Source organism: Lichenihabitans sp. PAMC28606, assembly GCF_020616535.1.
Classification (GTDB): Bacteria; Pseudomonadota; Alphaproteobacteria; order Rhizobiales; family Beijerinckiaceae; genus Lichenihabitans; species Lichenihabitans psoromatis.
On sequence record NZ_CP085136.1, the window covers coordinates 3,041,569 to 3,061,998 of the forward strand.

The window sequence follows — 20,430 nt, forward strand, 5'->3', positions numbered from 1 at the left end:
GAAGCACGATCCTTGCCAACATCAGAGTTGGGGCGGAGGTGCGTGGCTGCATATCGCCGAAGGGTCGAGCGGTGGCGTCGGCTGGCTGTTCGCTCTGGCCGATCACCAGATCAGCGCGGCGATATCGGCCATGCATCGCGAGCTGGCGCGCCAGCGCGGCGATATCGGCCATGCATCGCGAGCTGGCGCGCCGCTGGGCTCTGCAGGCGCTCGCCGCGGTTGCGGGTATGTCGCGGTCGAGCTTCGCCTTGAAGTTCAAGACGATGGTCGGCGTGTCTTCGATGGACGACCTGACGCGATGGCGGATGCTGCTCGCGGGAGACCGGCTCGCGACATCGCGCGATTCCATTTCGGTCATCGCTCCGGCCCTGGGCTACGAATTCGAAAGCGCGTTCAGCACCGCCTTGAAGCGCGTGATGGGCTGTTCGCCGCAGCATTATGGGCGACGGGGACAGGACGCTCGGGTGTTGGGCTACGCGGCGTCCTGAACCGCCAGTTTTCGCAGGAAGCTCCGCATACGGTCCAGGAACTGCTCGGGATGGGTGACCTCCTCGGCGCGGTGCGCCACGACATCGACCGCCAAAGCCGCTTGACCGCGCGCCGCGACAGCTTCGAGTCCAGCTGCGAGCTCCGGCCTGATCTTGACGGCGGCGGCGATGGCCGCCTTGTCGAGGCGGTAGGCCGTTACCTGCGTCAGCGCCGTCGCCGTGGCGCCATAAGGAGCGCCGGTGATGAGGCCGATCGCGCCCAGGCTCCCACCCGGGCTCATGCGGAAGATCACCGGGGTTTCGCCGGTCGGCGTGCGCCGGGTGATTTCCACGGTCCCGGACGCGACGATGAACAAGGCTCGCGGCTCGTCATCCTGCCGGATCAGCATGTCGCCGCGCGCCAGATGGATCTGGGTCAGGTGTTGGGCGAGAAGGTCGCGCTCCTCGGGGTCGATCGCCCCGAACAGGTCGGATTGGGCCAGGAGTTCCGCCGGCGTCGGAACCGCGAGCCGCGGCACCGTTGCGATGCCGGCCACCGCCAGCGAGATGCCAGCGTGGCGGAGATGCCGTTGCACCTGGCCGAAGACCTCGCTGCGCGCCGCGCCGAGCTTCTCCGTCGACGGCACCGAAAAGTAGATCTCGTAAACGACGCCGTCGCCGCGGAGCTGCGTTCTGGCGATACTGGGTGGCGGCGTCGTCAGCGGCAGGTGGCAGGCCAGGATGGCGGCATGCAGGGTCGCCATGCAAAGCTCGGGCGAGGCGCCCGGATCGAGCCGCATCTCGATTGCGTCACCGCGCACCGGTGTTGGGCGGCTATGATTGATGAGCCGCGCTTTGGCGATGACGCTATTGGGCACGATCGCGATATTGCCGTTGCCGGTGGCGATCTGCGTCGATCGCCAATTGACCTGCAGCACGTGACCTTCGATGCCGCCTTCCACCCACAGCAGATCGCCGGCCTTGTAGGGCCGCTCGATCCCCACCGCGATGCCGGAGAACACGTCCGACAAGGTACTCTGGAGCGCCAGGCCGAGCACGATCGCGATCACGCCCGAGGTTGCCAGCAATCCGCCGATCGAAACGTCGAAGACGAGATCGACGACCGCGAGCGCGGTCGCAAGATAGATGGTCGCGGCCATCAGGTCCGAGATGATCTGAGTCTCGCGCGGGCGATTCTCGAGGACGACGATGAGGCGGGCCAGCCCGACGATGCCTCTCGCGGTCACCATCCACCAGCCCGCCTCGAGCAATTGTTCCCACAAGCGTTGACCGCCCAGATCCGAATGGAAGGTCGGCTGGAGTGGCGAGCCGACGATGCGATGCATCAGGACCGTGAAGATGATCAACAGGACAACCCGCCAACCGACTTTCGCCAAGGGCGACCAGCGTCGCAGAAGACGCGGGACCGCAACGCCGCAGCACAGCACAAGCGTTGCGATCAGGAGTAAGGTCTGGTGAGTCATCGCGCGTCCGTCATCGCGGGTCGTTCATCCCAATTGCGTCTTTCCAGGCGCGTCTTTCCAGGCGCGTCATGCCAGGCGCGTCATCGCGCGTCCAACGTGTCGGTCCGGGTACGAGACCCGGGCCCAAGAGGACGCGCATTGATACGCGCTGGCGCTATCGGCGCCGACGTTTCATACCATGTGATATCCCAAGCGGCGCGTGACGTCCTGGTCCAGGATCGGAGCTTTCGGCTCCGGGAGTCTCGCAAGCGACTGGGTTGGACCGCGCCGCCGCCTGCGGCAGAAGACCGTCATGGCCCTGTCTGGAGATGTTTCAGTGACCTTTACGCCGGAGCTTCGTGCCCTGACGATCGTCGCCACCGCGACCGCGCTGATGTGGGTTCCCTATGTGGTGGGCAGAATGGCGACGTTCGGCGTGCTCGCGCCGATCGGCAATCCGGGGCCGGGCTATCCGGTCGACCGGCCCTGGATGGACCGGGCGAGGCGAGCCCATCTTAACGCGATCGAAAATCTTGCGGTCTTCGCGCCTTTGGTGCTGATCGCCGCGATCGCCGGCATCAGCACCCCCGCGACCGTCATCGCGGCCTGGACCTATGTCGGAGCGCGGTTCGTCCATTACGTCATCTACGCGGCCGGCATTCCGGTGATCAGAACCCTTGCGTTCCTGGTCGGTGCTTGTGCGACCGTGACGATCGGAGCCGTGCTGGTCACCGTCGCGTAACGTCAGCCGATCGTCAGCCCGTAGCGGTTGGCTGCGGCGCGAATGTGATGCCGCATCGCCGCCTCGGCGCCATCGCCATCGCGCGACGCGATCGTCTTGCAGACGTTCTCATGCTCGCGCAGCGTATCGCCAAGGCGGATCCGAAGCGTCATCGGCAGCCGTTGCGTCTCCACCATCATGTCGCGAACCGGCCGATACATGCCGGCCAGAATCGGATTGGCTGTTAGGTCGAAGACGAGATCGTGGAAGGTCGCGTCGGCGCCCGCCATCGCGGGGATGTCGTCGCGCGCGAGTGCCTCGCGCATCGCATCCGTCGCCTCGCGCAGCCGGGCCACGCCGACCTCGTCGCACCGCAGGGCCGCAAGCCGTGCCGCATGACTTTCAAGCCCGTAACGCGCCTCGTAGACGTCTTGCGGGCTGCAGCGTTCGGAAAATCGCCATAAGGGCGCACGGGTGGCGGGCTGGGTCACATAAACGCCGCTGCCGATCCGCACATTGACAAGCCCCATCGCCTCCAGAACCGAGATCGCCTCGCGCAGCGATGGGCGACTGACGCCGAGCTGCTCGGCGAGATCGCGCTGGGACGGCAGTTTTTCGCCCGGCTTCAGTCCGCCGCGCAGAATCATGGCCTGGAGATGATCGGAAACGGCGCGTGGCACGAGAGGACGGTCGCCCGCGAACATGTCGCCGGTCGGCGGCTCGGAGCGGCGCAGCGCGGCAAGGTCACCCATCGCGACGTGGTCCTTTTGGTCGTCCTGCCCAAGTCATGACCTGACTGCCCATCCTTTCAGCTACCCTGCCGATTCATTGTCGTGACAAAGCCTCGTCTTTGGTTGCGCCATTTCGTTATCTGCTCCAAACTCCATCTGGTCAAACCGGTCTGGCCAATTTGGTCCAATTCCATTTCAGGGGTTCTGCATGTCGCGTAACAAAGTCTCAGGATGGTTGCAGCGGTGTGCGCTCGGATCCGTCCTTGGTGCCATGGCGTTCAGTGCCTCGTTCGCGGCTCACGCGGCCGAGATGAAGGTCGGGGCCAACATCGGCAACGTGCCGTGGGAGTTTCAGGACGCCAAGGGCGACACCGTCGGGTTCGAGGTCGATCTCGCGAAGGAAATCGGCAAGCGTCTCGGCCTGGATGTCACGTTCGTCAACATCCCGTTCACGGGCCTGTTCGCGGCCGTGCAATCGGGCCAGATCGACGCTGCGGTGTCGTCCATCACGATCACGCCGAAGCGGCTCGAAAGCGTCGCTTTCGCCCAACCCTATTACGACAGCGACCAGTCGCTGACCGTCAAGGCCGATTCGGGCATCACCAACCTCACGGGCATGGCCGGCAAGGTCGTGGGCGTCGATACCGGCTCGACCGGCGACATGTATGCGACCAAGCATATGGACGAGGACAAGTTCAGCGACGTCCGCAAATACGAGGGCCTCGCGCCCGCGATGCTCGACCTCGCGGCGGGCCGCATCGACGGCTACATCAGCGATATCCCGGCGCTGCAATATTACGTCAAGGATAAGCCGACCTATAAGGTGGTCGAGCGGATCCCGACCGGCGAGCGCTATTCCATGATGTTTGCGAAAAACAGCCCGTTGCTGACCAAGGTGAACGACGAGATCACCAAGCTGAAGCAGGACGGTTTCATCGCCAAGCTTCACGAAAAGTGGTTCGGCGCGAAACCCGAAGACACCACCAGCACGGTCATGAAGGCCGATATCCCGAAGCTCTGACGAGGGCGTCATTCCGCGATCGGCGGGTCGTCGGAACGGCAGAGGTCGCGTCGGCGACCTCTGCCGTTCTGGCTTTGCTGACAAGAAGGCCCAGGTCGCGCATGATCCGACACTGGGCGAGTTGGGGTTCGAAGCTGCTTTATGTCGATCTTTGACACATTCCTGAACTGGTCCGTGTTCGTCGAAGCGCTCCCCATGCTGCTCAAGGGGTTGTGGATCACGGTCGGGCTCGGGCTCACCGCGATCGTGATCGGGTTCGTCGGTGGTTTGATCCTGGTGATGGTGCGGCTCTATGGGGGCATGCCGCTGTCGCCGCTCGGCATCGCCTATATCGACGTGTTCCGGTCGATCCCGGTGCTGGTGTTGCTGATCGTCATCTATTACGCGCTGCCCTTCGTCGGGCTTCGCCTGTCGCCGTTCTGGGCCGCCACAACCGCGCTCAGCCTCGTCTCCGCTGCCTATTCGGCCGAAATTCTGCGCGCCGGCATCGAGGGCGTGCCGCAAGGCCAGTTCGAGGCGGCTCGCGCGCTGGGGCTCGGACCGATCCGTCAGATGATCGACATCGTGCTGCCACAGGCCATCAAGCTCGTGATTCCGCCGCTGACCTCGAATTCGATCAACGTCATGAAGGATACGGCGCTGGCCTCTGTGGTGGCGATGCCGGATCTTTTAAAACAGGCCACGCAGGCGCAGGCGCTTGCGGCTAATCCGACGCCACTCATCGGCGCGGCGGTCATCTACGTGATTCTGCTGCTGCCCTTCGTGCGCTCCGTCGGCCTGCTCGAGGCGCGCCTCAACCGACGGGGGCGTTGATGACGTCGATCATCAGCCTGCGCGGCGTCAGCAAACTCTTCGGGCAATATCGCGCACTGAACGACGTGACGCTGGACGTCGAAGTCGGCGAGACGCTGGTTGTGATCGGGCCGTCCGGGTCTGGCAAATCCACGCTGATCCGCTGTATCAATCGCCTCGAGCGGCATGACGCCGGCGACATCGTCGTCGATGGATTTACGGTCGGCGACACGCGCCAACTCACCGCCATCCGGGCCGAAACCGGGATGGTGTTCCAGAACTTCAATCTGTTTCCGCATCTCAGCGTGCTCCGAAACGTCGCGATCGGTCCGGTGCGGGTGCGCGGCCTGACCTGGGCGCAAGCTGAGGCGCGCGCCCGCAAGCTGCTGGTCCGCGTCGGGCTCGAGGCCCATGTCGACAAATATCCGACGCAACTCTCGGGCGGCCAGCAGCAGCGGGTCGGCATCGCCCGCGCGCTCGCCATGGAGCCGAAGGTGCTCTTATTCGACGAGCCCACCTCGGCGCTCGACCCCGAAATGGTCGGCGAGGTGCTCGACGTCATGCAAGGTTTGGCGCGCACCGGCGTCACGATGGTTGTTGTGACGCATGAGATGGGCTTTGCCCGCCGCGTGGCGGACCGTATTCTCTTCATGTGTGAGGGGCGTATTGTCGAACAGGGACCGCCCGCCGCGATGTTCGATGCGCCGAAGGACCCGCGTCTGCGCGGCTTCCTTCAAGCCGTCTTATCCCACTGATCTAAACCCTGCCGTTTTCGAAAGCATGTTTCATGGCCCTTGATCTCGACACCGTCCGCAGCCGGTTTCCGGCTCTCGCCGACGGCTTTGCTTATTTCGACAATGCGGGCGGCTCGCTCGTGCTCGGCTCCGTGGCCGACCGCATTCGTGACTATCTGCTGACCACCAGCGTCCAGACCGGGGCGAGCTACCCTGCCTCGCGACGCGCCGTGGAGCGCTTGGCCGAAGCCCGCCGCCGGATTGCCTTGCTGCTGAATGCGGCTCGGCCGGAGGAGATCGTGCTCGGACCGTCGAGTACGATCCTCTGCCAGTTTCTGGCGCGGTCGATGGAGGGTAGACTTCAGCCGGGCGACGAGATCGTCGTGACTGACTTCGACCATGAATCGAACATCGGTCCGTGGCGCGCCCTCGAAAAGCGCGGCATCGTCATCAAGACGTGGAGCCTCGACCCCGATACGCTGACGATCGATCTCGACGCGCTCGATGCACTGATGAGCGACCGGACGCGGCTCGTCGCGGTCACCCATACGTCGAACATCCTCGGCACCATCAACCCGGTGGCCGAGATCGCGGCCCGCGTCCACGCACGCGGCGCCGAAATCGCGGTCGACGCCGTGGCTTATGCGCCCCATCGCGCCGTCGACGTTCAGGCCTGGGACGTCGATTACTACGTGTTCAGCTTCTACAAGACGTATGGACCGCATTTCGCCGTGCTTTACGGCAAATACGACAAGCTTTTGGAGTTGGACGGGCTCTATCACTACTTCTACGGCAAAGACAAAGTGCCGATGAAGCTCGAGCCCGGCAACACCAATTACGAACTTGCTTGGGGCGCAGCCGGGATCGTCGATTATCTCGACGACCTTGGTGGGGGGACCGGCGATCGCGCCGCCATCACGCGCGCCTTCGACGATATCGCGGCGCACGAGGCGGTACTGGCCGAGCGGCTGTTGGCTTATCTCCGTACCCGGAACGACACACGCGTCATCGGTCATCGCACGAGCGACGCGGCCGTTCGTGTCCCCACCATCGCGTTCAAGATGGAGGGCCGGGAGTCCCAAGCGGTTGTCCAGCACACCGACCATGATTCGATCGGCATCCGGTTCGGCGACTTCCACTCGCGTCGCTTGATCGAGCATCTCGGATTAGCCGACAATGGTGGTGTGGTGCGCGTCTCCCTGGTGCATTACAACACGCTCGACGAGGTCGATCGGCTGATCGGTAGCCTTGATCGTCTTCCGAGCTGACTTTGGAGATCGCGATGACCCTCGACCTCGCCATTCGTGGCGGCACCATCGTGACGGCGGCCGATGTGGCGCGCTGCGATGTCGGCGTCCGCGATGGACGCATCGTGTCGCTCGGCGAGGATGTCGGCCCCGCGACCCGCACGATCGACGCGACCGGCCTCTTGGTGATGCCCGGCGGTATCGACAGCCATGTCCATCTCGACCAGTTTTCCGGTGATGGCATCGTCATGGCGGATGGCTTTGCCAGTGGCACGCGCTCGGCGGCGGCGGGCGGCAATACCTGCGTCATTCCCTTCGCGCTGCAGCGTCGCGGCGAATCCTTGCGCGCCAGCGTCGAAGCCTATCGGGCCAAGGCCGAGGGGCAGTCGCTGATCGACTACAGCATGCATCTCATCATCACCGACCCGACGCCGCAGGTGCTCGGCCAGGAACTCCCGGCCTTGGTGAAGGATGGCTACACCTCGTTCAAGGTCTTCATGACCTATGACGACATGGTGCTGACCGACCGGCAACTGCTGGAGGTGTTCGACGTCGCGCGGCGCGAAGGCGCGCTCGTGATGGTCCATGCCGAAGGCTATGACCAGATCAAATTCATGGCGGAGCGTCTGGAGCAGGGCGGCGAAACCGCGCCTTATTATCATGCCGTCTCCCGTCCCGAACTGGTCGAGCGGGAGGCCGCCCACCGCGCCATCTCGCATGCCGAACTGGTCGGTATCCCGATCATGATCGTCCATGTGTCCGGTCGGGAGGCGATGGAGCAGATCGAATGGGCGCGTCGCCGCGGCCTGAAGATCTTCGCCGAAACCTGCCCGCAATATCTCGTGCTGACGGCCGACGATCTCAAAGGCCTCAACATGGACATGAGCGGCGCGAAATACGTCTGTTCTCCGCCACCGCGCGACAAGGCCTCACAGGACGCGATCTGGCGCGGCTTGCAGACCGGTGTGTTCCAGACCTTTTCGTCGGACCATTGTCCGTTCCGTTACGACGACGACGCAGGCAAGACCGGGCCAAAGGCACGCACGTCGTTTCGCTGGGTTCCGAACGGCATTCCGGGCATCGCGACGCGCCTGCCGATCCTGTTCTCGGAAGGCGTCAAGACGGGGCGTCTCTCGCTGCAGGAGTTCGTCGCCCTGACGTCGACCAACCATGCCAAGATGTACGGCCTCTATCCCCGGAAAGGCTCGATCGCGATCGGTGCCGATGCCGATCTGGCACTGTGGGATGCCGACAAGCGGGTGACGATCACGCAGGATCTGATGCACCACGGGGCCGACTACACGCCCTATGAGGGGCTGGAGGTGACAGGCTGGCCGGTCACGACGATCGTCAGGGGCACGACCGTCTTCGCCGACGGCAAGGTCACGGACGAGCGGAATGGCGGCGCTTTCATTGCGCGCGGGGCGTCGGGCCACCTCTAGCGCGTCGCGCCTCTGGATCTTTCGTGTTAGATCGGCATCGCTGGAGGCCCACAGCTAGGCAGCCCAGGTCGATTATGGCAAGAGTCAGACCATAAGGGGGCTCGGCCCTCGGAAGGGCCTGCCGTGCGCGTGATTGTCGCAATGATGCTGCTTCTCGCAGGCCCGGCTTGGGCCGGATCGCTCGAGGATAAAGCCTGTCTGCTGGCGGCGGCGCAACGTCTGCCGCCGATCCCCGGCCTCAAGATCCTCGGCATGACGGTGGCACCAGCCGTCGACGCGATGGCGGTGTCGCAGATCGTCGGCAGCTTTCGAACCGCGCAGGCGGCCGCCCGCAGCCTCGACGAGACCTTCGCGATCCTCGGGAGCAGCGCCGTCAGCGAGCAGATCGACGGCTTTATCGCGGCCCATAACGATTATGCGGCGCGACAAGCGATCATCGACGCATTTCTGCCACGGGTGTCTGGCTCAGGCAGCGTCACCATCACGGTCGATGTCGCCGATCTGAAGGCGACCTACGCGTTCATGTGCGCCTATAGTACGGCCGATATCATCATCGCCGAGCCGGTCTCGCTGCTCAACTAAGCCAGCGACGACGCTGCTTCGAGATCAATCGCCGTTGCAATCCGGTGTGTTGGTATCGCCCGTTTGCAGGTGGTCGGTCTCGATCGCGGCAGCGACCGAGGGGATACGGTGCACGAATTCATCCAGGCGCTCGCTCGGGCGCGTCAGCAAACCGCTTGGCCCGAGCAGTGTCACGACCTCCTGCCCGAAATTCTGCATGTCATCGGCATATTGACCGACCACGAAGCCGACGCTGCGGCTGATCGCATCGCCATCGTTCTCGGCCGAGACGACCTGCGGATCATGAGTTCCGACCGCCAGCGTATAATCGACCATCGAAGATCTCCCGATCGTTTCAGTCCATCGCATCGAACCGCATTGTCGCAGCCCGGCGAGTGCAAACGGAGGACGCACCCGGCTTGTTGCAAAGCCTCGCAGCTCTCGGCTGGCCTCACCCTGCGGGCTTGAGGCCACTCGCGAGGAGGAGATCGGCGGCCTCGCTACATTTCGGACAATAGGTGACCGTCTCTTCGCCTGTTTCGGTATTCACCTCGACGACGTCGCGGTGCATGTCTTTTTCGACCAACCCATCGACGATCTGGACCACGACCGGATGGCCGAGTTCGCATTGGATCGTCGCGGATGCCGTCACCAGGCCTGCCATCGATTTTCTCCCGCGCTCGCCTCGATCGACGTCGTCGCGACTCAATCGTAACGAGCGCGAGCGGCTTATCATAGAGCCGAGGCCGCTCGGACCACGGATCGAAACGCGTTGATTGAGCACAACGGGTTCATGGTCAAAACGTCGGCGGCGTGCAGGCGCTGACCACCTCGCAGGCGTGCGGGCCAACGCAGCGAAACCGGTGCGGGCGGTGGCTTTCGAAATAATAGGCGTCGCCCGCCCCCAGAATCTTCCGCTCGTCACCGACCGTGACCTCGAGCCGGCCGCTCAGCACGATCCCGCCTTCCTCGCCCTTATGGGTCAGGGGGACGCGTCCGGTATCGGCACCCGGCTCATAGCGTTCCTTGAGGATCTGCAGCGCGCGTCCGAATAGCGTGTCGCCGACCTGCCGGAACGAGATCGGACCCTTGCCGATCTCGACCAGATCCTCGGCCGCATAGAACACGGTTCGGCTCGGCTGCGGCTCGAAGCTGAAGAAGGCCGCGAGTCCGATTGGGATGCCGTCGAGAATGCGCTTGAGCGCGCCGACCGAGGGGTTCATCTGGTTCGATTCGATCAGCGACAGGGTCGAGTGAGCAAGGCCGACGCGCTTGGCGAGTGCGCGCTGCGAGAGCTGGTGCAACTGTCGGACTGCTTTGAGACGGGCCCCGAGTTTGAGGGTCTGGTCGAAATCCGGGTCGAACGTCATGCGTTGCCTCGCCTCCGCGTGGTGCAAGTGGTGCGTATCGACTAACACATGAAGCTGCGTCTCTGCGATTGAAGCATGTTGCCGATGAGCAGAAACCATCTTGTTGAGGCGTCCGGCCCCGCGCATTGTTGGGTCCGAACCGGAACCCAACCGCATGACCCTCGACGCCATCGACCGCCCGGGCTCGAACGAGCCGAATCTCGAAAATTTCTGGATGCCGTTTACGGCAAACCGCCAGTTCAAGGCGGCGCCCCGCATGCTGACCTCGGCCAAGGGCATGTATTACGAGAGCGCCGATGGGCGCACGGTGCTCGATGGGACGGCGGGCCTGTGGTGCGTCAATGCCGGGCATGGCCGACGCCAGATCGCCGAAGCGGTCGAACGGCAATTGATGGATCTCGATTTCGCGCCGACCTTCCAGATGGCGCATCCCATCGTGTTCGACTTCGCCGAGCGCCTCGCCAAGATCGCGCCCGCCGGGCTCGATCGGGTTTTCTTCACCGGGTCGGGGTCGGAATCGGTCGATACGGCGCTCAAGATCGCGATCGCGTATCAGCGTGCCATCGGGCAGGGCACCCGCACCCGGTTCATCGGTCGCGAGCGCGGCTACCACGGGGTCGGGTTCGGCGGCATCTCGGTCGGCGGCATCCTCAACAACCGCCGGGTTTTCCCGCAGCTGCCGGGCACCGACCACCTGCGGCATACCCATGACCTCGCGCGCAACGCCTATGTCAGGGGCCAGCCGGAGCATGGCGCAGAGCTCGCCGAGGATCTCGAACGGCTGGTGGCGCTGCATGGCGCCGAAACCATCGCGGCTGTGATCGTCGAGCCCGTCGCAGGGTCGACCGGGGTGCTGATCGCACCGAACGGCTACCTGGATCGGTTGCGCGCCATCTGCGATCAACACGGCATTCTGTTGATCTTCGACGAGGTCATCAGCGGGTTCGGACGCCTTGGCACCCCCTTCGGGGCGGATTATTTCGGCGTCAAACCCGACATGATGGCGACCGCCAAGGGCCTGACGAACGGCTGCATTCCGATGGGCGCGGTTTTCGCAAGCCGCGCCGTACACGATGCGCTGATGCGGGGGCCGGAGAATGCCATCGAGCTCTTCCACGGCTACACCTATTCGGGCCATCCGGTCGGCTGCGCGGCCGGCATTGCCACGCTCGACATCTATGCCGAGGAAGGCCTGCTGACCCGGGGCGCCGACTTGGCCGAAACGTGGCACGACGCGATCCACAGCCTCAAAGGGCTGCCGAACGTGATCGACATCCGCACCATCGGTCTGATCGCCGGGATCGAGCTTGCACCCCGGGCCGGCGCGCCGGGCACGCGCGCCTACGAGGCGTTCGTGAAGGCCTTCGAAAAGGGGCTGCTGGTCCGCACCACCGGTGACATCATCGCGTTGTCGCCGCCGCTCATCATCGAGCGGGAGCAGATCGCGACCCTCCTGTCGATGCTGAGCGACGTGCTGAAGCAGGTCGCCTGACCGTCGCATGTTTCAGATGTGGCGGCGCTTCTGGATCGCCGCTGCGCTGAGGCAGAGGAGTTCGAACAACACCTGGGCCGCGATCTGCGCCGTGTTGGTGGTCGGATCATATTGCGGCGCCACCTCGACCACGTCGCCGCCCACGATATCGAGCCCGATCAGGCCGCGCAGGATCGCCAGCGCTTGGCTTGACGTAAGGCCGCCCACCTCCGGCGTGCCGGTGCCGGGCGCAAAAGCCGGGTCGAGACTGTCGACGTCGAACGTCACATAGGTCGGCCCATCCCCCGCGATGGCACGGGCCTGTTTGATCACGGCCTCGAGACCCATCCGATCGACCTCCTCGGCGTGGATCACGGTCATGCCGCTCGCATACGAGAACTCCCACAGGAATTCCGAATTGCCGCGGATCCCGATCTGGATGGTCCGTTCCGGGTCGAGCACGCCGTCGAGAACCGCCTGGCGGAACGGGCCACCATGATGAAACTTGCAGTCTTCGAACGACCCGCTCGTGTCGCAATGGGCGTCGATGTGGATCAGCCCGACCGGGCGATCACGGCCCACCGCGCGCAACACGGGAAGGCTCATCGAATGATCGCCGCCGACCGACAGCGGGACGACACCGGCCGCTACGATGCGGGCCACGCAGGTTTCGATATCCTCATGGGAGGCTGCGAGATCGAAGCGGCTGCGGAACGGCACGTCTCCGATGTCGGCGACCCGGACGTCACCGGCCGGCACCGCCTTCAGAACATGTTCGTAGGGGCCGATCCGCTCGACATTGCGGATCGCCTTGGGGCCGAACCGCGCGCCGGAGCGGTGCGTCACGCCGAGGTCCATCGGCACGCCGAGCAGCGCGATGTCGAGATCCGACAGGTCGCGGTCGGGCCGGTAAGGCGAGCGGAGGAGTGTCGGAACACCGGCATAGGGTGCGGGGCGTTTGTCGCCGTCCTTGAACACGAGATCGGCGACGCGCTTGAACGTCGGATCGAAGGTGTCGCTGCCGGTCGCGTTCGCGTATCGGGCCCTGAGCGCGGCGAGTTTGTCGGCATCGAACATGGTCGGGTCCTCCCGGGTTGGGTATGAAACGGCTCAATAGCCGAGCGCGGCGCCGTCCTTGCGATGGTCGGAGGCGCCAATCAGCACCCCGGTGTCCCAGTCGATCGAAATAGCTTGCGCCCCGCCGATCGCCCAGGACGGCGGCACGATTCTAAAGCCGCGCCGTTCGAGCTCGATCCGGGTTGCGGCCGGCAGCGTTGCTTCCGCTTCAACGTCGCGTGTGCCGGGCTTCGGGAAGAGGCGCGGCAGATCGATCGCGGCCTGCATGTTCAGGCCATAGTCGAGCAGCTTCGAGACGAAATGCGCATGCCCCATCGCCTGATAATGGCCGCCCATCACGCCAAACGGCATCTCGACGCGCCCCTCGCGTGTCATCATGCCGGGGATGATGGTGTGTAACGGCCGCTTGCCGGGCGCGATGGCGTTCGGGTGGCCTGCCTCCACGACGAAACTCTGGCCGCGATTGTGGAACAAGACGCCACTGTTCGGCTCCACGATGCCGCTACCGAACGGATGAAAGATCGAGTTGATGAAACTGACAGCCATACGGTTCTTGTCGACGACGCAGATATAGACCGTGTCCTTGTGGTCCGGCGGCAAGAAGGCCGGGATGTCGTCGAGACATGAGGTGAGATCGATGCGGCTCCGCAACTCTGCCGCGAGCGTGTCTGACAACAGCCAATCGATCGGCACGTCGGCCTTGGCCGGGTCGGCCAGCACGGCGTCGCGGATCGAATAAGCCAACTTCGTGGCCTCGATCTCGATGTGCAGTCGATCAGGCGAGAGCGGGTCGCCACGACCCTCGAACCCCGAGAGGATATTCAGGATCATCAAGGCGATCACGCCCTGGCCGCCGGGCGGACATTCAAAAATGTCGTGGCCCCGAAAGCGGGTCTTGATTGGCATCTCGTAGGTGCCGCGCGCGGAGGCGAAATCCTCGGCTGAATGCAGGCCGCCAAGCTTCCGCAGATGCGCCACCATGTCGGCGGCGCGTTGGCCCTTGTAGAAGGCGTCCGGGCCGTCCTGTCCGATGGCCTCCAGCGTCGCCGCGAGTTCGGGTTGGCGATGCACGGTTCCGATCTTCGGCGCATGGCCGTCCGGCAGGAAGATCCGCGCCGCATCCGGATCGGCCCGCAGCAGCGCCTCCTGGTTGATCCAGTCGCGCCCGACGCGTGAACTCACGGCATAACCGTCCCGCGCCAGTGCGACGGCGGGCGCCAGAACCTCCCCCAGGCCGCGCGTGCCATGATCGTGCAGCAAGCGCGCCCAAGCCTCGACCGCTCCCGGCACCGTGACCGCATGGGGCGACTGACGCGGGATCGTCGTGAAGCCCTGCTGTTTGTACCAGTCGGTCGTGGCGGCGGCGGGCGCGCGGCCCGAGCCGTTATAGGCGACGATGCGGTCGCTGCCGTCCGGCGAGATCAGCGCGAAACAATCGCCGCCGATGCCGGTCGAACCAGGTTCGACCACGCATTGGACCGCGCAGGCCGCAATGGCGGCGTCGATCGCATTGCCCCCGGCCTGCAGCATGTTGACGGCGGCGAGACTGGCGGACGAATGCGATGTGGCCGCCATGCCGTGACGGGCCATGACCAAGGATCGGCCCGGTTTTTCATAGTCGCGCATGTGTGCTCCGCCCGGCTGCACCGGCCCATGATTTGCAGAAAGCATACTCGATCGATACCGCGAGACATGCCAGTATACGAAATCGTATCCAATTACGGGCGCACCACAAGGATGTTCGGACCATGACGGTCACGCGGAGCGTGCGAGCAGCGCCGCCGAAGACGTCTCCGGCTCGGCCGTCGGGCCGTGCGGCGCCCGTCGAGTCGGTCGCGTCGAGCCCGTCGGTACGGCAGACGACCTATTTGGACCTGAAGGAGATGATCCTCAGCGGCCAGCTCCGCTCGGCCGAACATCTCTCCGAAAGTCGGCTTGCGGCCCATCTCGGGGTCAGCCGCACGCCTTTGCGCGAAGCCTTGATGAAGCTTGAACAAGAGGGCCTCGTGGTCGGACGGCGCAACGTCGGCTACACAGTGCTCGATCTCGACGTTGCGGCTGTCTGCGATCTTCTCGCGGTGCGCGAGGCCCTCGACGTTTGCGCGGCGGAACTCGCCTGCGTCAACGCAACCGAGACCGATCTGCAGCACATCCGGGCGCTGGTCGAGCAGATGCGCGTTCTGCATGCGACCAAGAAATCGACGCCGTCCGACGCCGCGCGCGACCTCGATCTTGGATTGCTGATCCATGAGGTGATCGTGGTCGCGACCCGCAACGAGGCGCTCATCACGGTGACGGGCCAAATTTATCAGAAGCTGCGGCTCGCTCTTTGGCTTGAAGTGCTGTGGGTCGATTGGGAAGACGTCGGCTTGTCGGAACACGAGGCCATCGCGGCCGCCATTCTGGCACGCGATGCCGTGGCCGCAGCCGCAGCCGCCCGCGCCCATGTGCGAACCTCGTTGCGCAACATGGCCAAGGTGCGGGACATCTACAATCATCGTCGACAGCGGCGGGGCGATCGAGCCCCGGCTGGATCGAAGGAGGCTTCATGACCCATCATCTGCAGTTCTACATCGATGGCGCTTGGGTCGATCCGATCACGCCCAATCCGATCGAGGTGATCGACCCTTCGACCGAGCGTCCCTACACGAGCATTTCGGGCGGCGCACCCGCGGATGTCGATCGGGCCGTCGCGGCGGCGCAAGTGGCGTTCGAGACATTTTCGCAGACCAGCCGGGCCGATCGCCTCGCGCTGCTCCGCCGCCTGCTCGATGCCTATAACGCCCGCTACGAGGATATCGCTCAGGCGGTCAGCCAGGAGATGGGGGCGCCGATCGAGTTCGCGCGCGGATCGCAGGCCTATGTGGGCCGAGCCCATCTCGAAGCCACGATCGAGGCGCTCGAGGCCTTCACGTTCGACGAGACGCGCGGCTCCACCCGGGTCGTCAAGGAGCCAATCGGCGTCGTCGGTCTGATCACGCCGTGGAACTGGCCCCTCAATCAGATCATGTGCAAGGTCGCGCCGGCGCTCGCGGCGGGCTGCACGATGGTCCTGAAGCCGAGCGAGATCGCGCCAATCAGCGGCATCATCTTCGCCGAAGTGATCGACGCCGCAGCTGTGCCGAAGGGCGTCTTCAATCTCGTCAATGGAACCGGCCCGGACGTCGGGCAGGTCATGGCGGGTCATCCCGGCATCGACATGGTGTCGTTCACCGGCTCGACCCGCGCCGGCATCATCGTGGCCAAGACGGCGGCCGATACGGTGAAGCGGGTCAGCCAGGAGCTCGGCGGCAAATCGGCCAATATCATCCTGCCGGATGCCGATCTCGAAAGTGCCGTCCGCAAGGGGGTCGACGCATGTTTCGGCAATAGCGGGCAATCCTGCGACGCGCCGACCCGGATGTTCGTGCCGGCCGATCGCGAGACCGAGGCGCTGGCCTTCGCCAAAGCGGCCGCCGAAGCGCTGCGGGTGGGTCCCCCGCTGGATTCCGGCACCGATCTCGGCCCTGTCGTCAGCCAGACCCAATATGACAAAATCCAGGGGATGATCGAAGCCGGCATCGCCGAAGGCGCCACGCTGGTGACGGGCGGATTGGGGCGTCCCGAGGGTCTCGATCACGGCTATTACGTCAAGCCCACCGTGTTCGGCCACGTCAAACCCGACATGCGGATCTCCCGCGAGGAGATCTTCGGTCCGGTGCTGTCGATCCTGTCCTATACAGACGAGGCGGACGCGATCCGGCTCGCCAACGACACGGTCTATGGTCTGGCGGCTTACGTTCAGGGCGGCGATCTCGCTGCAGCGCGTCGCGTCGCCGGTCGGTTGCGGGCCGGGCTCGTCAACATCAACTATCCCGATTGGGATACGCGCGCTCCGTTCGGCGGCTACAAGCAGTCGGGCAACGGCCGCGAATATGCGGATTTCGGCATCCACGATTTCGTCGAGACGAAGGGGATCGCGGGCTATGGCGAGGATTGATCGTTCTAGCTTTGAAGGTCCCGCTTCATGACGATCGACACCTGCTCGAAGCCGTGACGCTCGAAAAAGTGGTGCGCACGGTCGTTGCTGGCACCGCTTTCCAGAAACAGCCGCAAAAATCCGGCTGTTCGGCAGGTCCTTGCGATCCAATCCAGCATGGCGCGCCCCGCGCCCTGGCCACGAGCGCCCGTGACCAGCAGATCCTCGAGGGTCGCAAACGGCGTCCTGACGCCCGGCATGAAGGACACGAAGGCGAAGCCGATAATGGTGCCATTCGCGGTCGCGACCGCCAGTTTCGTATGCGGATCCGTAGTCGGGCGAGTTGCGTCCGCGATGGCTTTGGTGGCCGAGGAGAGGATGATGGCGCCGAGGTCGGAGGCCCAGCGATCGGGCGTTTCGGCGCGGCCGAACTGAAGCTCGGAATGGGAGATATAAGAGGGGTCCGCACCGGCCACGAAAAGCCGCGCGATGTCACTCGCGATGGCGGGGTCACGACACCATCCTGTTTCGATCTCGCTAACGGGTTGGGACAGGTCTTCCATGGTCAATCCAAGGCTACGGTGAAGCGGCTCGACAGGCGATCGGCAGGGTCGCTCGAAGGAACGCGCTCTAGCACGAAAATTGTATCCGATTTTGCATCCAAGAGCCTCCGGCGTTTGAGGGCTGGCGCGGATCGATCGAACGGGCATTGGGGACGGCATGACGGGCAATGATCGGATGGGGACGATGTCGACCGATACGGCAATGACAGGAACCAGAAGCCGGCTGCCGCGCAGCCTTTATGCCGAGACCGCGCGTGAGCGGGCCGACACCGGCCCGGTCGTCGCGCCCAAACGCGTCGATGTCGCGGTGATCGGCGGTGGCTTCACGGGCTTGTCGACCGCGTTGCATCTCGCGCAACGCGGGGTCGATGTCGCGGTGCTGGAGGCCAACGAGCCCGGCTGGGGCGCGTCGGGTCGCAATGGCGGGCAAGTCAATTCGGGCCTGAAATACGAGCCGGATCAGATCGAGTCCGATTTCGGCGCCGAGCGGGGGCGTCGCATGGTGGCGTTCTCGGGCGACGCTCCCAACCTCGTCTTCGACCTGATCCGTACCCATCAGATTCGCTGCGAGGCCAATCAATCCGGCACCATCCGGGCCGCCTTCACCCGAGGCTCGGCGGATTATCTTCGCCGCGCCACCGAGGGGTGGCAGCGGCGCGGCCTCCCGGTCGAGGGGCTCGATCGCGATGCTGTCGCAAGGGCGTCGGGCACCGATCGATATCAGTTCGGGGCGCTCGATCGACGCGGCGGCTCGGTCAATCCGCTCGGCTATGCGCGGGGGCTCGCCGATGCCGCGATCAAAGCAGGGGCCGCGATCCACGGACAGACGAAGGTGACGGCGCTGTCGCGTCAGGGCGACGGCTGGAGCGTTTCGACCCCGAACGGTGTCGTGACCGCCACCTGGGTCGTGCTGGCCACCAACGGCTACACGGACAACCTCTGGCCCGGCCTTCGCCAATCGATCGTGCCGGTCTATAGCGGTATTGTGGCGACCGAGCCTCTCCCCGCCGCAATCGCCGATCGGATCCTGCCGCATCGCTCCGTGCTCTACGAGCATGAGTCCGTTACGGTCTATTTCCGCCTCGATGCACAAAACCGCCTGTTGATGGGGGGGCGCAGTCGTTTGCGAAATCTCGAAGGACCGGACGGCTTTCGCGACCTCACGGCTTACGCGAAACGGCTCTATCCGTTCATCGGCGACCCCGCCTGGTCGCATGGATGGAACGGACAACTCGCGATCACGCCGGATCACTACCCGCATCTGCACGAGCCGGCACCGCAACTGATCGCCTGCCTCGGCTATAATGGACGCGGCATCGCGATGGCGACCGCCATGGGCGGGGAGATCGCCAGGCGCGTCACGGGAACGGCGGCGGCCGATCTCACCATGCCGGTGACGCCCATCAAGCCGATGCGCCTGCATGCCCTTTGGCCTATCGCCGTCAAGGCGCGGATCGCCTACGGGCGAGCCCGCATGGCGCTCGGCCTCTGATCAGGCGGCGTTGCTCCCGTCGAGAGGGACGAGGCCGCACCAGTCCGCCACGAAGGCCGCAATCACCAGCGTGGTCTTGCGGACGCTGTCGAGATCGGACCATTCGTCGAAGCCGTGTAGGCCCGCCCCGCTGGGGCCGTAGCAGAGGCCCGGAATGCCGTAGTAGAGACCATAGAATCGCGTGTCGTTGACGCCGGTCGAAGCCCGCTGCTCCATGGCACCGCCGAACACGCCGTGATGCGCCGCGCCGAGGACCGCCTCGGCTTCGCCGCCCGGCTCCAACACGTAACCGTCCGCCTGAAAGCCGTTCCAGGTGACCTCGGGCGGGTGGTCGGCCATGAACCGATCCTGCCTGGCGGCCTCGGCGATCGTCTCCAGCACCTCGGCTCGCGCCTCGGACAGCGCCGTGCCGGGCATCAGACCGATCCGACAATCGACCTCGCACCACGCCGGCGTCGAACTCGGCCAATCGCCGCCCCGGATGACGCCGGGATTGAACTTGACCGGGTTCTCGATCCCCTTGAAGACGAGATCGTCCTTGGCTCGCGCGTTGATCCGTGCCGTCAGGGCTTCGAGCGCCGTCAACACGCGATAGGCCGACATGATCGCATTGGTTCCGGTCTGGCTGTTCATCACGTGCACAGGCGCGCCTTGCACGCGGATGCGGAACCACATCACTCCGACATGACCGCGCGTGATGGTCTGGCCGGTCGGCTCGGGGATCAGCGCCGCATCGGCGCGATACCCGCGCGCCAGGGTCGAGAGAGCCCCGTTGCCGGTGCATTCTTCCTCCGTGACGGTTTGCAGGTAGACGTCGGAGCCGGGCGCGAAGCCCGCGTCGCGCAACGCCTGCAGCGCGAAGACGAGGCATGACACGCCCGATTTCATATCCTGCGCGCCGCGCCCGTTCATGCGGCCGTTGCTGATCGCGGGCTCGAACGCCGGGGTCGACCACATGCTGGCCGGGCCGGGCGGCACGACATCGACATGGCCCTGCAGAATAAGGCTTTTGCCAATGGCATGGGGTGCACGCAGGGCCGCCACGACCTGCACGGCCCTGGTATAATCGGTATCCATCACCGGCGAGAAGCCAGGCAGGTGGCTCATCGCGACCTCGCTCAGCGTATAGCGATCGACGCTCCAGCCGCGTGCCGCGAAATCGCGCGCCAGCCAATCCTGGCAGGGGGCCTCTTCGCCTCTGATGCTCGGGAAAGCCACGAGGGTTTGCAGCCAGGCGGTCTGCTGGTCGAAATTGGCGTCAACGGCCGCCGACAAGCGGGCCATCAGGTCGGGATCGGGCATGGAGCGGCCTTCTGTGTC

20 protein-coding genes and 1 pseudogene are annotated in these 20,430 nt (G+C 64.8%); 12 read left to right on the forward strand and 9 right to left on the reverse strand.

Annotation, left to right across the window (positions count from 1 at the left end; all coding sequences use genetic code 11):
• Window positions 1–46: 46 nt before the first annotated feature.
• Window positions 47–488: pseudogene (locus LGH83_RS14335) on the forward strand (helix-turn-helix domain-containing protein); the annotation flags it as partial.
• Here the strand turns inward: LGH83_RS14335 and LGH83_RS14340 are convergent.
• Window positions 473–1,951, reverse strand: a complete 1,479-nt coding sequence (locus LGH83_RS14340; RefSeq protein ID WP_227399246.1) for a mechanosensitive ion channel family protein — start codon at window positions 1,949–1,951, stop codon at window positions 473–475. The pseudogene LGH83_RS14335 and the gene LGH83_RS14340 overlap by 16 nt on opposite strands.
• 292 nt (window positions 1,952–2,243) lie before the next feature.
• Here LGH83_RS14340 and LGH83_RS14345 point away from each other — a divergent pair, with 292 nt between their 5' ends.
• Complete coding sequence (locus tag LGH83_RS14345; protein WP_227399247.1) at window positions 2,244–2,672, forward strand: MAPEG family protein; 429 nt, start codon at window positions 2,244–2,246, stop codon at window positions 2,670–2,672.
• A gap of 2 nt (window positions 2,673–2,674) precedes the next feature.
• Here the strand turns inward: LGH83_RS14345 and LGH83_RS14350 are convergent, their stop codons facing one another.
• Window positions 2,675–3,403, reverse strand: coding sequence for a FadR/GntR family transcriptional regulator (locus LGH83_RS14350; protein WP_227399248.1), 729 nt, complete (start codon window positions 3,401–3,403; stop codon window positions 2,675–2,677).
• Between the two features lie 250 nt (window positions 3,404–3,653).
• Between LGH83_RS14350 and LGH83_RS14355 the strand changes: the two genes are divergently transcribed.
• From LGH83_RS14355 to LGH83_RS14380, 6 genes are all read left to right on the forward strand, one after another.
• Window positions 3,654–4,403 (forward strand): ABC transporter substrate-binding protein, encoded by a 750-nt coding sequence (locus LGH83_RS14355; protein WP_227401858.1) that lies wholly within the window; start codon window positions 3,654–3,656, stop codon window positions 4,401–4,403.
• 141 nt (window positions 4,404–4,544) lie between these two features.
• Window positions 4,545–5,216, forward strand: coding sequence for an amino acid ABC transporter permease (locus LGH83_RS14360; RefSeq protein WP_227399249.1), 672 nt, complete (start codon window positions 4,545–4,547; stop codon window positions 5,214–5,216).
• Window positions 5,216–5,950 carry an amino acid ABC transporter ATP-binding protein gene (locus tag LGH83_RS14365; RefSeq protein ID WP_319799551.1) on the forward strand — a complete coding sequence of 245 codons (735 nt, stop codon included), beginning with the start codon at window positions 5,216–5,218 and terminating at the stop codon, window positions 5,948–5,950. Before LGH83_RS14360 ends, LGH83_RS14365 begins: the two co-directional genes overlap by 1 nt.
• Window positions 5,951–5,982: 32 nt before the next feature.
• Entirely contained in the window at window positions 5,983–7,197 is a 1,215-nt protein-coding gene (locus tag LGH83_RS14370; protein ID WP_227399250.1) for a cysteine desulfurase-like protein, read from the forward strand.
• A gap of 14 nt (window positions 7,198–7,211) precedes the next feature.
• Window positions 7,212–8,618, forward strand: coding sequence for a dihydropyrimidinase (gene hydA / locus LGH83_RS14375; protein WP_131113801.1), 1,407 nt, complete (start codon window positions 7,212–7,214; stop codon window positions 8,616–8,618).
• A gap of 141 nt (window positions 8,619–8,759) precedes the next feature.
• On the forward strand, window positions 8,760–9,200 hold the full coding sequence (locus LGH83_RS14380; RefSeq protein ID WP_227399251.1) for a hypothetical protein: 441 nt from the start codon (window positions 8,760–8,762) through the stop codon (window positions 9,198–9,200).
• Window positions 9,201–9,224: 24 nt separating this feature from the next.
• Here the strand turns inward: LGH83_RS14380 and LGH83_RS14385 are convergent, their stop codons facing one another.
• From LGH83_RS14385 to LGH83_RS14395, 3 genes are all read right to left on the reverse strand, one after another.
• Window positions 9,225–9,515, reverse strand: coding sequence for a hypothetical protein (locus LGH83_RS14385; protein ID WP_227399252.1), 291 nt, complete (start codon window positions 9,513–9,515; stop codon window positions 9,225–9,227).
• Window positions 9,516–9,630: 115 nt separating this feature from the next.
• On the reverse strand, window positions 9,631–9,843 hold the full coding sequence (locus tag LGH83_RS14390; protein WP_227399253.1) for a hypothetical protein: 213 nt from the start codon (window positions 9,841–9,843) through the stop codon (window positions 9,631–9,633).
• Window positions 9,844–9,976: 133 nt separating this feature from the next.
• Complete coding sequence (locus tag LGH83_RS14395; RefSeq protein WP_227399254.1) at window positions 9,977–10,549, reverse strand: cupin domain-containing protein; 573 nt, start codon at window positions 10,547–10,549, stop codon at window positions 9,977–9,979.
• 154 nt (window positions 10,550–10,703) lie between these two features.
• Between LGH83_RS14395 and LGH83_RS14400 the strand changes: the two genes are divergently transcribed.
• The gene (locus LGH83_RS14400) at window positions 10,704–12,041 is read left to right on the forward strand and encodes an aspartate aminotransferase family protein (RefSeq protein WP_227399255.1); all 1,338 of its coding nucleotides are present in this window, start codon (window positions 10,704–10,706) and stop codon (window positions 12,039–12,041) included.
• Window positions 12,042–12,053: 12 nt separating this feature from the next.
• Here LGH83_RS14400 and speB read toward each other — a convergent pair whose 3' ends face one another.
• Window positions 12,054–13,097, reverse strand: coding sequence for an agmatinase (gene speB, locus LGH83_RS14405; protein WP_227399256.1), 1,044 nt, complete (start codon window positions 13,095–13,097; stop codon window positions 12,054–12,056).
• A 33-nt stretch (window positions 13,098–13,130) separates the two neighbouring features.
• Window positions 13,131–14,723, reverse strand: a complete 1,593-nt coding sequence (locus LGH83_RS14410) for a gamma-glutamyltransferase family protein (RefSeq protein ID WP_227399257.1) — start codon at window positions 14,721–14,723, stop codon at window positions 13,131–13,133.
• A 122-nt stretch (window positions 14,724–14,845) separates the two neighbouring features.
• On the opposite strand from LGH83_RS14410, the gene LGH83_RS14415 reads away from it, so the two are divergent.
• Window positions 14,846–15,649, forward strand: coding sequence for a GntR family transcriptional regulator (locus LGH83_RS14415; RefSeq protein WP_227399258.1), 804 nt, complete (start codon window positions 14,846–14,848; stop codon window positions 15,647–15,649).
• Window positions 15,646–17,076: an aldehyde dehydrogenase family protein gene (locus LGH83_RS14420; protein WP_227399259.1), complete on the forward strand. Its 1,431-nt coding sequence runs from the start codon at window positions 15,646–15,648 to the stop codon at window positions 17,074–17,076. The genes LGH83_RS14415 and LGH83_RS14420 overlap by 4 nt, the downstream gene beginning before the upstream one ends.
• A 5-nt stretch (window positions 17,077–17,081) precedes the next feature.
• Here LGH83_RS14420 and LGH83_RS14425 read toward each other — a convergent pair whose 3' ends face one another.
• The gene (locus LGH83_RS14425; protein WP_227399260.1) at window positions 17,082–17,618 is read right to left on the reverse strand and encodes a GNAT family N-acetyltransferase; all 537 of its coding nucleotides are present in this window, start codon (window positions 17,616–17,618) and stop codon (window positions 17,082–17,084) included.
• Between the two features lie 157 nt (window positions 17,619–17,775).
• Between LGH83_RS14425 and LGH83_RS14430 the strand changes: the two genes are divergently transcribed.
• Window positions 17,776–19,110 carry an FAD-binding oxidoreductase gene (locus LGH83_RS14430; RefSeq protein ID WP_413771051.1) on the forward strand — a complete coding sequence of 445 codons (1,335 nt, stop codon included), beginning with the start codon at window positions 17,776–17,778 and terminating at the stop codon, window positions 19,108–19,110.
• On the opposite strand, the gene LGH83_RS14435 is transcribed toward LGH83_RS14430, so the two are convergent.
• Window positions 19,111–20,412: an ArgE/DapE family deacylase gene (locus LGH83_RS14435; RefSeq protein ID WP_227399261.1), complete on the reverse strand. Its 1,302-nt coding sequence runs from the start codon at window positions 20,410–20,412 to the stop codon at window positions 19,111–19,113.
• Between the last annotated feature and the right edge of the window lie 18 nt (window positions 20,413–20,430).

Excerpts from the sequence above, each read along its gene's own strand:
- LGH83_RS14340 (WP_227399246.1), bottom strand. The coding sequence starts at position 1,951 with ATGACTCACCAGACCTTACTCCTGATCGCAACGCTTGTGCTGTGCTGC.
- LGH83_RS14345 (WP_227399247.1), top strand. The coding sequence starts at position 2,244 with ATGGCCCTGTCTGGAGATGTTTCAGTGACCTTTACGCCGGAGCTTCGT.
- LGH83_RS14350 (WP_227399248.1), bottom strand. The coding sequence starts at position 3,403 with ATGGGTGACCTTGCCGCGCTGCGCCGCTCCGAGCCGCCGACCGGCGAC.
- LGH83_RS14355 (WP_227401858.1), top strand. The coding sequence starts at position 3,654 with ATGGCGTTCAGTGCCTCGTTCGCGGCTCACGCGGCCGAGATGAAGGTC.
- LGH83_RS14360 (WP_227399249.1), top strand. The coding sequence starts at position 4,545 with ATGTCGATCTTTGACACATTCCTGAACTGGTCCGTGTTCGTCGAAGCG.
- LGH83_RS14365 (WP_319799551.1), top strand. The coding sequence starts at position 5,216 with ATGACGTCGATCATCAGCCTGCGCGGCGTCAGCAAACTCTTCGGGCAA.
- LGH83_RS14370 (WP_227399250.1), top strand. The coding sequence starts at position 5,983 with ATGGCCCTTGATCTCGACACCGTCCGCAGCCGGTTTCCGGCTCTCGCC.
- hydA (WP_131113801.1), top strand. The coding sequence starts at position 7,212 with ATGACCCTCGACCTCGCCATTCGTGGCGGCACCATCGTGACGGCGGCC.
- LGH83_RS14380 (WP_227399251.1), top strand. The coding sequence starts at position 8,760 with ATGATGCTGCTTCTCGCAGGCCCGGCTTGGGCCGGATCGCTCGAGGAT.
- LGH83_RS14385 (WP_227399252.1), bottom strand. The coding sequence starts at position 9,515 with ATGGTCGATTATACGCTGGCGGTCGGAACTCATGATCCGCAGGTCGTC.
- LGH83_RS14390 (WP_227399253.1), bottom strand. The coding sequence starts at position 9,843 with ATGGCAGGCCTGGTGACGGCATCCGCGACGATCCAATGCGAACTCGGC.
- LGH83_RS14395 (WP_227399254.1), bottom strand. The coding sequence starts at position 10,549 with ATGACGTTCGACCCGGATTTCGACCAGACCCTCAAACTCGGGGCCCGT.
- LGH83_RS14400 (WP_227399255.1), top strand. The coding sequence starts at position 10,704 with ATGACCCTCGACGCCATCGACCGCCCGGGCTCGAACGAGCCGAATCTC.
- speB (WP_227399256.1), bottom strand. The coding sequence starts at position 13,097 with ATGTTCGATGCCGACAAACTCGCCGCGCTCAGGGCCCGATACGCGAAC.
- LGH83_RS14410 (WP_227399257.1), bottom strand. The coding sequence starts at position 14,723 with ATGCGCGACTATGAAAAACCGGGCCGATCCTTGGTCATGGCCCGTCAC.
- LGH83_RS14415 (WP_227399258.1), top strand. The coding sequence starts at position 14,846 with ATGACGGTCACGCGGAGCGTGCGAGCAGCGCCGCCGAAGACGTCTCCG.
- LGH83_RS14420 (WP_227399259.1), top strand. The coding sequence starts at position 15,646 with ATGACCCATCATCTGCAGTTCTACATCGATGGCGCTTGGGTCGATCCG.
- LGH83_RS14425 (WP_227399260.1), bottom strand. The coding sequence starts at position 17,618 with ATGGAAGACCTGTCCCAACCCGTTAGCGAGATCGAAACAGGATGGTGT.
- LGH83_RS14430 (WP_413771051.1), top strand. The coding sequence starts at position 17,776 with ATGACGGGCAATGATCGGATGGGGACGATGTCGACCGATACGGCAATG.
- LGH83_RS14435 (WP_227399261.1), bottom strand. The coding sequence starts at position 20,412 with ATGCCCGATCCCGACCTGATGGCCCGCTTGTCGGCGGCCGTTGACGCC.